Source organism: Marinobacter sp. H13 (assembly GCF_059072335.1).
In genome coordinates this window covers 4,576,012-4,588,027 of record NZ_JCACRU010000001.1, presented here as the reverse complement: position 1 = coordinate 4,588,027, position 12,016 = coordinate 4,576,012, and the positions used below count along the sequence as shown (strand labels likewise).

Annotated in this window: 8 protein-coding genes and 1 pseudogene; 8 read left to right on the top strand and 1 reads right to left on the bottom strand. The window is 49.4% G+C overall.

The window, feature by feature from the left end:
* The 8 genes and pseudogenes from AC5JQH_RS21380 to AC5JQH_RS21345 all read left to right on the top strand — a co-directional run.
* On the top strand, nucleotides 1–1,745 hold a 1,745-nt coding region (locus tag AC5JQH_RS21380), incomplete at its 5' end, for a sigma-54-dependent Fis family transcriptional regulator (protein ID WP_493805960.1).
* A gap of 244 nt (nucleotides 1,746–1,989) precedes the next feature.
* Nucleotides 1,990–2,604, top strand: a complete 615-nt coding sequence (locus AC5JQH_RS21375) for a tyrosine-type recombinase/integrase (protein ID WP_138437831.1) — start codon at nucleotides 1,990–1,992, stop codon at nucleotides 2,602–2,604.
* Between the two features lie 485 nt (nucleotides 2,605–3,089).
* Nucleotides 3,090–3,419, top strand: a complete 330-nt coding sequence (gene gapS6a / locus AC5JQH_RS21370; protein ID WP_138437830.1) for a GapS6a family protein — start codon at nucleotides 3,090–3,092, stop codon at nucleotides 3,417–3,419.
* Entirely contained in the window at nucleotides 3,412–6,762 is a 3,351-nt protein-coding gene (gene gapS6b, locus AC5JQH_RS21365) for a GapS6b family protein (protein WP_349344121.1), read from the top strand. Before gapS6a ends, gapS6b begins: the two co-directional genes overlap by 8 nt.
* A 612-nt stretch (nucleotides 6,763–7,374) precedes the next feature.
* Complete coding sequence (locus tag AC5JQH_RS21360; RefSeq protein ID WP_092033719.1) at nucleotides 7,375–7,689, top strand: antitoxin Xre/MbcA/ParS toxin-binding domain-containing protein; 315 nt, start codon at nucleotides 7,375–7,377, stop codon at nucleotides 7,687–7,689.
* A 286-nt stretch (nucleotides 7,690–7,975) separates the two neighbouring features.
* Nucleotides 7,976–8,758 (top strand): annotated as a pseudogene (locus AC5JQH_RS21355) (radical SAM protein); the annotation flags it as partial.
* A 24-nt stretch (nucleotides 8,759–8,782) separates the two neighbouring features.
* Entirely contained in the window at nucleotides 8,783–9,349 is a 567-nt protein-coding gene (locus AC5JQH_RS21350; protein ID WP_008171634.1) for a DUF1285 domain-containing protein, read from the top strand.
* Nucleotides 9,350–9,548: 199 nt separating this feature from the next.
* Nucleotides 9,549–10,010 (top strand): FKBP-type peptidyl-prolyl cis-trans isomerase, encoded by a 462-nt coding sequence (locus AC5JQH_RS21345; RefSeq protein ID WP_008171631.1) that lies wholly within the window; start codon nucleotides 9,549–9,551, stop codon nucleotides 10,008–10,010.
* 99 nt (nucleotides 10,011–10,109) lie between these two features.
* Here the strand turns inward: AC5JQH_RS21345 and AC5JQH_RS21340 are convergent, their stop codons facing one another.
* Nucleotides 10,110–11,762: an electron transfer flavoprotein-ubiquinone oxidoreductase gene (locus tag AC5JQH_RS21340; RefSeq protein WP_092033721.1), complete on the bottom strand. Its 1,653-nt coding sequence runs from the start codon at nucleotides 11,760–11,762 to the stop codon at nucleotides 10,110–10,112.
* Nucleotides 11,763–12,016: the final 254 nt, after the last annotated feature.

Sequence of the window (12,016 nt, the reverse complement as noted above, 5' to 3'; positions counted from 1 at the left end):
CCCCCTCTGATCAGCTCTTACTTGAGGCCGCGCAATTCGACCAGATTTCTCATATCCGCAATCAACATCAGCGTCTCATGACATTTGCGGAGCCTGAAATGCATCGGTTGTTTCGTGCAATCAGTTCTGCAGGTTGGGTTTTGGCGTGTGTGGAAAGAGAAGGCCACAGCATTAAATATTTCGGCAATGACAGTCCCTGCTACGAATTGCTGGGAGCCGCTTTGAATCCTGGTATGGACCTTTCAGAGGATATAGCTGGAACCAATGCCCCCGGTTGCGCTTTGATAGAAGGCAGGCCGTCGCTTGTGTGTGGAAGTGAGCATTTCTTGCATTCTCTCCGCGATCTATCCTGCGTGGCAGTGCCCATTTTTGACCCTGCAGGGACGCTGGTCGGGGCTTTGAATGCTTCGAAACCTTATGATGGCCGACCGGTCGGGATTCTTGAGGCAGTTGCGCTCGCAACTCGGTCTGTTGAGAATCGAATGGTCGACGATTTGCGTGGCGCCTTAGTCCTCGCGCTTCACTATCGCCCGGAGCTTACGCAGTCACCTATGCGTGGTTTGATACATTTCGGCGAGGATGGTGAAGTTTTAGGTGCAAACCCCTCGGCCAGGCAGATGCTGGATATCGATTCTCTCGAGAAGATGCAGAGTCATGTCTGTTTCAAAGACTTATTCTCATGCCGCGCTGCCGAGATTGAGGGATCACAACAAAGCCCTCTTGAGGTTGAATGTCACAATGGGGCAAGGCTTTTTCTTAAAGTTGAAAGTCTTCGCAAAGGGCCTTTGAGCGTCAACTCGATGCCACAGCAAAGACGGCCGGACATCGTTCAGTCTTTTTACGTGGGCGAGCCTACAAAACCACTTTTCGACAAGGCGCATCGGGCCTTTCAGTTTGGAGTTCCGGTTCTGGTGACTGGGGAAACCGGAACAGGCAAAGAGGTTTTAGCGCGCTCGCTACATGCCAATGGGCCTTCTTCAAAAGGCGCGTTTGTTGCCGTGAACTGCTCGGCTATTCCTGCCGGCCTGATAGAATCAGAGTTGTTTGGCTATGCAGACGGCGCTTTTACTGGTGCCCGACGTGGGGGTGCCAAGGGGAAATTTGAGGAAGCGAACGGCGGTACGCTCTTCCTGGATGAAATAGGCGATATGCCGGTAGAATTTCAAGCACGGTTGTTACGTGTTTTGCAAGAACGCATTGTCACCAAGCTTGGAGAAGAGAAGTCTCGGCCCGTCTCGTTTTCTCTGGTCTGTGCGACACATCGGAACCTTGATGAGCTTATGGAGAGTGGGGACTTTCGGAGCGATCTTTACTACCGAATCAATGGCCTCAGGGTGCAGCTCCCTGCTCTGCGGGAGCGTGAAGACCTCGATGCTTTAATTGATCACTTGCTGGCATCAATGTCACAGGAAGATTCCCCGCCAATTCTGACAGCTGAGGCTCGCAATCTCTTAAGGCACCATTCGTGGAGAGGCAATATTAGAGAGCTCCAGCAGGCACTGAATCTTGGCCAGGCGCTTTCTACTCAGGGAATTATCGATGTTGAGCACTTGCCCGAGGACATCAAGGCCAAAAATGATACTGCGGATGTGGACGTAGGCGAGGGCGGCACACTCGCCGCTGCGGAGCGCCAAGCGGTGCGATGTGTGCTCGAGAAACACAATCACAACGTCAGTGCCGCGGCTCGAGAATTAGGAATAACACGAGCCACTCTCTATCGGAAAATTAAACATTTTGTCCTCTGAGGTAATTCGTGGACTAGCCCGAATTTCTCATGAGGGGATAAAACGCGCCGCTCTTTTCAGCGAGTAAGCGCCTGGGCATTACAGTTTGTCAGGTGTATCCGGCTTTTAGTTGTGGGGCATTAGCTTGGCTGTGCCGGTCGTTGTCCGCCCATTCTAAATGTCCGCTTTGCGACCAGGCTGGCCAGCAGGGAACAATTTTCTGAACCATACTTAAAGGCCCTTACCCTCCGAAGAGGGCCACGTCATGACGGTTCCTACCAGCAAAGCTCCCTGGAACAAAGGGAAGCTCGTCGGCCAGAAGCTACCGCTCAAACTCGAACAAATATGGGCTGTCCGTATTCGTCTAGAGATAGCGAAGAACATCCGCGAGCTGGCGATGTTTAACATGGCTATTGACTGCAAACTTCGATCCTGCGATCTGGTAAAGCTTTTGGTTCGAGATATTTCCAGAAACGGTGAGGTTCTGGATCGGGCGCAAGTCATCCAGCAGAAGACTAGTCAGCCTGTTCAGTTTGAGATAACCAAAAAGACTCGCGAATCGGTCGAAGCATGGATCGAGTTGCGCGGACTGTCGGGTATGGATTATTTGTGGCCGAGCCGGATGCGAAAGTATGACCATATCACCACTCATCAATACGCCCGTCTTGTCAAAAAGTGGATTACCAGCATTGGACTTGATCCTTCAGTCTACGCAACCCATTCAATGAGACGTAGCAAAGCGACATTGATCTACAAGAAGACCAAGAATCTTCGAGCCGTCCAGTTGCTGTTGGGACGCACAAATATGTCGAGCACCGTGCGGTACCTTGGTGTCGAGGTCGAGGATGCTCTGGAGATAGCTGAGAGTATTGAGATCTAGCTGCGTAACTTGTTTCCTTGGTCACTGTGGATGCCGCAGACGCTGCCAGCCCCGGTCGATGATCACCCTCGGGTTTCGATCAGGCTTCTCCAGTCGTTAAACAAAAGCGAACATTTGCCTTTAGAAAGATATCCTGAAAAGCTCCTTCTCAACGTGGCCACGAAAAGGGGTGCAGAATCAGCCAGAGTTCGAGAGGGTTAACTGATGGTGCGTATCCAGGTTGTTGCGGTAAGTCCAAAGTTATCTCCCGTCCGACCGGATTTGAGCTGCCTGTCAAAACTTGGGCTAGAAAGACCGGTTATGTAGACTAGAATTCTTCTCACACCATCTTTTGGGTACGAGATTCTGCTAAAGACATCGAACCAGTCTGCGGGAAAGGGTCGATCCAATACCGATGCTAAAATCTGTCCGCCCAATAACCTGTCAATATGAACGAAACCCGTGCCATATAAATCAAGACACCACGAACTGGAGTACAAAGTAAAATGTTGGATTTAATGTCAGCAGCAGTGTTATCCGGCGTAATCTATGATGTTCTTAAATACCAGGCGAAGGTCACAGGGCAAGCACTTAAAAGCCGCCTCAAAGAGTGGGTTCTCGATGATGACTCGGCTGACGAAATTGCCAATGAGATCAATGGAATAGGTATAAATCAGGACATGAGTGAAGCTGCTATCAAGAGGAAAATTCAGAATTCAGATCGTTTGACCCAATTAATGAAAGAAATACAGCCTTCAAATCAAACAAATATTAACCAAATACACAATGGAACTGGTGACAACGTGGGTCGAGATAAAGTGGTGAAGGATGATTGAGCGTGAACCCCATACTTCTTCCGGTTGCCAAGCACAAGTAACTCAAGAGCATAAAGGGCAAGGGGACAATGTAGCTGGGGATAAAATATATTCCCCCGGTATTTCGGTAGATGATATCGAAGGCTCAGTGGTACAGATCTTAGTTTTTATCCGGCATCGGATCACCGATTCTGCCGAAGCGGCAGTAGAAGCTCTAGAGGGTTCGTCGCGTTTAGAGGGCGAGGCCAGGAAATTGCTGGAGTTAATAAAGATCCTGACGGACTTTGCCGTAGGTAAAGATACCAAGGCATCTTTCAAGAAACTAAATGAGCTAAGGACGGGGTGTAAGAGTACGTTCGCAAAGGATTTAGCGAACGCTACTTTGATCAGAGCGATTGCTACAAGGGATTCCCCGGACTTTTCAGGTATCAGAATCCCCCTTGAAGAAGAATTTCTAAGCAAGGAAGCCTATCTTGAATATGTCGCAGACATCGACCGCCTCAGTGAAGAAGCAGAGAGGACGCGGTTTGAATTTTCTGAGCCTGTGCTTTGCGGGCTCATTAGGGGGTTGCTACGAGTTGGTGAGCCAGAAGTTGCTGAGGAGTTATCTGACCACCTGGTAGATCAATATGATAGTGTCAATAGTAAAACGATTAATATTGCATGTAGAATACAATCCTTTTTTAAAACTGAGGGCGTTCAAAATTTTTGGACATTAAATCATGACAACTACCAAATCCTTCTTGGGATTTGCAATGAGATCATTGATTTAATAAATTTTACTGAAGGGAAGGAGCATCGCCTATTTATTTGGTCGGCCAACCTCCTAGAATTTTCTGCCGGTGAAATTTCTGATTTATTAGATATTTGTACTGATTTCATTGCCACCATTGAGAAAACAACTCCAAATATAGCTAAGGCAATTCGTGGCTTTAACTCGGGAAACTTTGATTACTCAGATGGCCTACCATTTTTGATTGGGAAGTGCGAAAGAGATGAGATTTTTCGAAGAAACAAAGTTTCAGAGATACTGAAAAGCAATTATATTAGCATTGATGAATCTGCGATTCTTCTTAATGTTGGCGATAAGGAGAAAATAAAGGAGTGGATTAACAGTGGCGGGGGCGTTACTGAAGATAGCGCTTTACTTAAAGACTTTGTCGAGCTTGAGTTGCATGCATTTGTGCTGGAAAGCAACCCAAAAGAGAGATTGCAGTTACGAGAGAAAAGTGATCGATTCTTGGACGATCACAAAGATTCCCTAAAAGATATTAATCCTTTCAGAATTCACGCACTTTGTCACCATCTCCTGAAAGCGAACTTAAGTACGCCTGCATGCAAGATACTGAGTCATTTTATACCAACGGGTAACCTCTGGCTCTCACCACTCGTCGAATTGTATTTGCACGCGCTCTTACACAGTACTCAACTGGATACTTTAAGTGTGACACTGGATCGAATTCCAAAAAAATATTGGAATTATAATGTATGGAGAATTGAGGCGAAAAAGCAGGAGACTCTTAACCATTTACCAGATGCAGTGGGTGCTATAAAAAATGCCTTACACTTTAAACCAACGTCGATCGAATCATGGTTTAATTTGATTTATTTAAATAGACGACAAGGTGCTGATGATTCACAGATTGCCGGTATACTTGATTTAATATCTACCGATATTTTGGACAAGCCTTCAGAAAATGCGGCTAGGCTTTTATCTGAATTCCTTGCCCAAGGGCACGTTGAACTGATGGAAACCAAGTTGATCAAATGGTTTCTTGAAGACCCAGAAGGGTCGGCAAGGCTTATCACTGACTTCCATCTTTCTGTAATAGAAATGAAGGGGCAGAATCTTGATCTTCGTGATACTGTTGACGATTGCGTGTTGGCCGTCAGTTATACAGTCGATGGTGAACAACAGCTGAAACTCATAGTTAAAAATCCAGAATACAAACACTCAGCGTTCATAGACTCTCGTACTCCTTTAGGTGATGCCCTGCTCAACTCAAGCAAAGGCAGCAAATTTAATATTGGTATGAGTGAGTATGAGGTAAACGAATTCCTTCCTCCATATGTTGGTGTTTTTCGTATTTCTACGAAGATTAGGAGTTCAATCAATGATGGTACCGATTCATTTCAAAGTTTCACGATGCCAGCGGACCCTGAGGAGTTTATAAGCAGTATAAAGAAGAAGATGCAGTTTCTTAAGAAAGATGCTGATCCTATCTTAGAAAATTCAGACATTCCAATATACATGAGAGGTAAGCGGTTCGACCTCTCTAATCCTATTAAGGGTATGATCGCAATACTTTTCGATCGTAAATACAAAAACTCGGGCATCCCAAGTTTTGGTTCTGAAAATCCTACAGAAATAATTCTAGATATATGGTCAATAACTTATATTTTTTATTCTGGACTCTCTGAGACGTTTAGGTCAAGCGGAATATCGACGATTATTACACGAGAAACTAAGGCTATCATAGAGAATTGGATTGATGATGTTAATCGCGACGATTACTTGACGATTGATTTGACCGACGACGGGGAATTGATCCGGTCAGGTAGTACAGAAATCTATAACGGTACCGTTGATCTTCAGGAGTGGATGAAATTTATTATCGAATCATCCGAAATCCAATCGCCTAATTCAGTTGACCTTCCAGAGGAAATTAATGAGTGTCGAGATTTAATCGATGAGTCCGTTGAATCGAGTATTATTCTCGCGTTTTCAAACGATTTAGATTGGATGTCGATCGATCCTTTTTTTGCAAGATTGCTGGGTGGGAAAGGCGGGCGTTCAGTCAATGTCTCTCGTTTTTCGGTGCAGCTTGGTGCAAATCGCGAAATTGAAGCTATGGCCACTGCAATTCAACTTCATTTGTTCCATGACTTTCCCTGTTCGATAACTATTGAGCACTTAATCCAACTTGCTTTCAGTCAAGAAGTCGCTCATGACGAGATTTTGAAAGATGCCTTAATAAGGTATCAGGACGAACTTAGTTGCATTCCAAACGCGCTTTCAATAATCAAGAAAATTTGTATCGCAAACTTAATAGGTGCGATGCGCGCCGGGGAGGTCATCGATTCTGAAGGCCGGCTAAAACTCCGGCACGGTAGTGGTACCCTGTCCGTTTTTTATACATGCTGTCTTATCGCGTCTACTATCCAACTAAATGATGAAAAACTTTCCCGTGAAGAGCGTCTTGCACGATTTTTCCTTGAGTTGTTCGACACAATTCACGAAATGCCGTCTTTAATCAACCTAGTAAGAAGAGCTGGAAGTGTGTATGCCAAAGGACATTTCTTATCAATTACTGAGATCAATAGTTGTCTAGGCGATCTTCAATCTGGTGCTAAAGGCGAGTAATAGTAATCCCCCGTTCTTAGAGGGATTCAAAAGCAGATCTAAGGCCATCATCAGGTTGGCCTTGGGGCCAGACGCTATCGGTCTGCTCTGTGGTTTGACCAGGAATTTCTCTCCGATGGCCGTTAGGGCGGTTCAGGGGTTTGGCATCGGCAGTAACACACCCCTTGTCGGTTATCGCCTTCGGCCGGTTATTCAGTCCAAAGGTTGCGTGGCTATCCCGTTTAGCCTAAGGGAAAGCCTGCTTGTTCGGTACTCTGGTTCCTGGTGCTTTGGGTCAAGCTGGTACAAAGTATTGGGAGTTGGCGTTCGATAATGAGTACCAAAAGCAAAACAACGGGTAAACGGTTCCTAACCGGGCGGTCAACCGGACACCATATCGCTTTCGGGCTATGGTTCCCTGTGCTGCGGTGCCGGATACCGCTGGCGTTATCGGACCATCTGAATGTTCGCTTTGCGACCCAAGCGCAGCCAATTTATGTTGATGTGGAGACTCTTAGCTTACTATTCTCTCGCTAGTGCCCACAGGCCGCGATATGAGCAACGTAAGACGCCTTCCTTTTGTGGATTGTTCGGTGGAGAATGGACTTTTGATGCCAAGTCGGAGGGATCTGGATGACGGAAAGAAAATCCTACAACTTGGGTGATCTCGTGTCCCAGTGTGACCCAGACGCCCCGATTCCAGACACGCTTCGAGAGTGGGAACGGATGGTGCCGATTGGATTGGAACTGGTCATCACGCGGCACTCAGTCGACGTTGTTCATCAGTCGATACGAATCTTGGAATCTCGGGAACAAGCACTGGAGTGGATCCAGCGCCCGATTCCAGGGCTTGAAGATGAAAGACCTTGCGACCTGCTGGGTACCCCTGACGGTTGTTGCCGGATAGCGTCGGTGCTTCAAAAAATTGAGCATGGTGATTTCAGTTGAGCCTACCCTAGGATTTATGTCTACTCAAAACACGAATATGCGAAATGATAGAGCTCTGTGCAGGAAATCTTGTCAAATATCCCGTCGTAATGTTCGATTTGCGACCACTGGGTGAGCATAAGATCCTTTTTTATCGCCTCTTGCGGCGAGCGGGCTTTGTCCTCAATCTTGGTAGGTAGTCCCAACGAGAGTTTTAGTATTCATGTTTAGTACAGGTACTAATATAGAAAATGAGCATTTACGCACTCACTCACTCGATTGGGATAGTTTTTATAGTTATAGCAGCGAGATGTATACGCAGCCGCAAAAGAAATTCCGGGCCCGCAAGCCTGAAGATGTGCTCCAGGACATCCGTAATGCGGCTCGCAGCCTGGGTGGCGTGCGCCGAGTTTTTCTTGCAGACGGTGATGCCATGGTATTGCCGACCCGTCGCCTGTTGGAAATACTGGGTCAGCTCAGGGAGGCTTTTCCGGATCTTCAGCGGGTTTCCAGCTACTGTCTGCCCCGCAACCTCGCGAAAAAGACCGTAGAAGAACTGGCTCAACTGAAGGATGCAGGCCTTGAAATTCTCTATGTCGGTATGGAATCCGGCGATGATGAAATCCTGCGCCGGGTCAACAAGGGCGAAACCTGGGAATCCACCCGCTCGGCACTGCTGAAAATCCGTGAGGCGGGTCTTACGAGCTCTGTCATGGTGCTGAATGGGCTGGGCGGAGAAAACCTTTCGCGCCAGCACGCGATCAATACCGCAACGCTCTGCAACGAGACACAGCCGGATTATCTTTCCACCCTCGTGGTCAGTTTCCCACAGGGAGAAGAACGTTTCCGGGAGGGCTTCGGAGACGATTTCGTGCCGCTGTCCCAAAAAGGGCTCTTTGAAGAGATACGCCTCTTCCTGGAGCATCTTGAGCTGGATAAGACCATCTTCCGCAGTGATCACGCTTCAAATTACCTCGTGCTGAAAGGCACGCTGGGCCGTGACAAGCAGAAAATGCTGGACCAGGTAAACCTCGCCATTACCAACCCCGGTGCAGCACCGTTGCGCGCGGAGTGGATGCGCGGGTTGTAATTCAGATGGCCGGGAGCCACCGTTATGAGCATGAATCCGGATAATCTTGCAAAGCAGGTGGAGGAAACCGTGAAGAAGGTCGGGAATCCACCCATTGATCAGTGGGACCCCGAGCTTTCCGGGGATATGGATCTTCGCATCAGCCGCGATGGTCAGTGGATCTTCAAAGGCGAGCCGCTGGCTCGAGAAGCGATTGTACGTCTGTTTTCCACCATTCTCCGCCGGGAAAGCGACGGCGAATACTACCTGGTGACGCCCGTTGAAAAGTGGCGCATCCAAGTCGAGGATGCGCCGTTGCTCGCCCATTCCCTGACCGTGACTGGAGAGAGCGACCGTCAGGTCATTTCCCTGACCACCAATGTCGGCGAAACCCTCGAGATTGGCCAGGACCATCCACTGGAAGTGACTACCTATCCGGGCTCCGATGAGCCAAGACCCGTGGTAAAGGTTCGCCATGGGGTCGAAGCGCGACTGGTAACCGCAGCCTATTACGACCTGGCGGAGCATGTTGTGGAACGGAATGAAGACGGACACCCGGTTCTTGGGGTATTCAGCCACGGAATTTTCTACAAAATCGGGCAGGGTGGTTGAAAACCCGTACCACGGCCCCAGAATTACGGTAGAAAACGCATTAGCTCAGTTGTTAAACTGTGTTTTCATACTTGTTATGAGCCTGGCTCTCTAACGAGGCCCGGTGGTCGTTAGTCCCTCTGTTCAGTCTGGCTGTTCACGATCACTTTCGATTGCCTAAATCAATTAAACAGTCATTGCGGACACGCAAGGAGATCACATGGCCCAACCTCGTGTTGTCACCATCCATTACACGCTCACCAACGATCAGGGAGAGCAGCTTGATTCCTCCCGTGTAGAAGGTCGTGAGCCTCTGTCTTACCTGGAAGGTGCACAGAACATTATCGGTGGACTGGAAAGTGCACTGAACGAAAAGAACGCAGGCGATCAGGTTAAGGTTTCTGTAGAACCTGCTGAAGGCTACGGCGAAGTTAACGAAGAGCTGATCCAGCCGGTTCCGCGTTCTGCATTTGAAGGCGTCGATACCATCGAGCCGGGCATGCAGTTCCAGGCGCAGACCCCGGGCGGCCCCCAGGTCGTTCGTGTGGTAGAAGTTGGCGACGAAACCGTCACCATCGACGCCAACCATCCGCTCGCTGGCCAGACTCTGCACTTCGACGTAGAAGTGGTAGAAGCTCGCGACGCGACTGACGAAGAGCAAGAGCACGGCCACGCTCACTAAGCTTTTCTGAAGCGCAACGAAAAACGGTTCCCTCGGGAGCCGTTTTTTTATGCCAAAAAAAACGGCCCGCGAGGGGCCGTTTTCTACCGGAATCCGGACTTACATGTTCGGATAATTCGGGCCACCGCCCCCTTCCGGAGTTACCCAGTTAATGTTCTGTGCAGGATCCTTGATGTCGCAGGTCTTGCAGTGAACACAGTTCTGGGCGTTGATCTGGAAGCGCTTTCCGCCGCCATCGTCTTTCTCGACAACTTCATAAACACCAGCCGGGCAGTAGCGCTGCGCAGGCTCATCGTATTTAGGCAGGTTGTCGCGGATCGGAAGTTCCGGATCGGTCAGTTTAAGGTGAACCGGCTGATCTTCCTCGTGGTTGGTGTTTGAAATGAACACCGAGGACAGACGATCGAAGGTCAGGGTGTTATCCGGCTTGGGATAGGTCACCTTCTTGCACTCGGCTGCCGGCTTCATGGTGGCATAATCCGGAGTGGTATCGTGGAAGGTAATCGGCAGGCTGCCGCGCAGGATGTTCTGCTCAAAGTAGGCGATGGCGCCACCGACTATATTGCCGAACTTGTGCATCGCCGGGCCGAAGTTACGCTCTGCGTATAGCTCCTTGAACAGCCAGCTGTCTTCAAATTTCTTCTGGAAGCTGCTGATCTCTTCGCCGCTCTTGCCGTCCTTCAGCGCTTCGAAAACTGCCTCGGCGCCCAACATGCCGGACTTCATGGCGGTGTGGGAGCCCTTGATCTTGGAACCGTTCAGCGTGCCCGCATCACAGCCCAGCAAGAGACCACCCGGGAAGCTCATCTTGGGCAGAGCGTTGTAGCCACCCTTGGTAATTGCACGGGCGCCGTAGGAAACGCGCTTGCCGCCTTCCAGGTGTTTTTTGATCTCCGGATGCAGCTTCAGCCGCTGAAATTCCTCAAACGGGCTCAGATGCGGGTTGCTGTAAGACAGATCGGTGATCAAGCCCACATATACCTGGCCATTCTCGAGGTGATACAGGAAAGAGCCACCGGTGGAGCCAGTTTCTTTCAGGGGCCAGCCGGTGGTATGAACTACGAGGCCCGGCTCGTGTTTGGCCGGATCAATATCCCACAGTTCCTTGATACCGATACCGTAGTGCTGCGGGTCTTTGCCTTCATCAAGCTTGAACTCGTTGATCAGGCGCTTGCCCAGGTGACCGCGGCAGCCCTCGGTGAACAGCGTGTACTTCGCGCGCAGTTCCATGCCTGGCATGTAGCCGTCTTTTTCGGAACCGTCGCGGGCCACGCCCATATCGCCGGTAATGATCCCTTTTACCTGACCGTCTTCAATAATGGTTTCGGACGCGGCAAAGCCGGGATACACCTCAACGCCAAGCTGTTCGGCCTGTTCGGCAAGCCAGCGGCACAGGTTGCCCAGGCTGATAATGTAGTTGCCATGGTTGTGCATGTTCTTGGGCACAAACGCATTCGGGATCTTGGTGGCGCTGTCCTGGTTCTTCAGCAGGAAAATGTCGTCCCGGGTAACGGGCGTGTTGAGCGGAGCGCCTTTCTCTTTCCAGTCCGGGAAGAGTTCGTTGAGGGCAGTGGGCTCGAATACGGTACCGGCCAGAATGTGGGCGCCGATCTCAGAACCTTTCTCTACAACGCATACGGTGAGTTCCTCGCCAGCTTCCTGTGCCAGTTGCATGACACGGCACGCTGCCGACAGGCCCGCCGGGCCGCCGCCGACGATCAGAACATCAAATTCCATCGATTCGCGTTCCACGTTGGTCTCCTCAAACATCTTTAATGGATATTATGTGCCCGCAGGCCAATTATTCTGGGCCGCCATCATACCGGTAAAAGTGCCTATAGACGACTGCCCCAAGCCGTTTGTCCCGACTTGCATAACCAAAAGGATACCGTATTTGAAGAATCAAACAAACGTTTGTTTGAAATTCGCCCTGTCCTTTGGCATTGTAAGAGCACACTGAAACATCGTGTGTTTTGAGTCGAAATCTAGTATCGTCTCATTGCCGT

Coding starts and splice junctions, on each gene's coding strand:
- AC5JQH_RS21375 (WP_138437831.1), top strand. CDS start 1,990: ATGACGGTTCCTACCAGCAAAGCTCCCTGGAACAAAGGGAAGCTCGTC.
- gapS6a (WP_138437830.1), top strand. CDS start 3,090: ATGTTGGATTTAATGTCAGCAGCAGTGTTATCCGGCGTAATCTATGAT.
- gapS6b (WP_349344121.1), top strand. CDS start 3,412: ATGATTGAGCGTGAACCCCATACTTCTTCCGGTTGCCAAGCACAAGTA.
- AC5JQH_RS21360 (WP_092033719.1), top strand. CDS start 7,375: ATGACGGAAAGAAAATCCTACAACTTGGGTGATCTCGTGTCCCAGTGT.
- AC5JQH_RS21350 (WP_008171634.1), top strand. CDS start 8,783: ATGAGCATGAATCCGGATAATCTTGCAAAGCAGGTGGAGGAAACCGTG.
- AC5JQH_RS21345 (WP_008171631.1), top strand. CDS start 9,549: ATGGCCCAACCTCGTGTTGTCACCATCCATTACACGCTCACCAACGAT.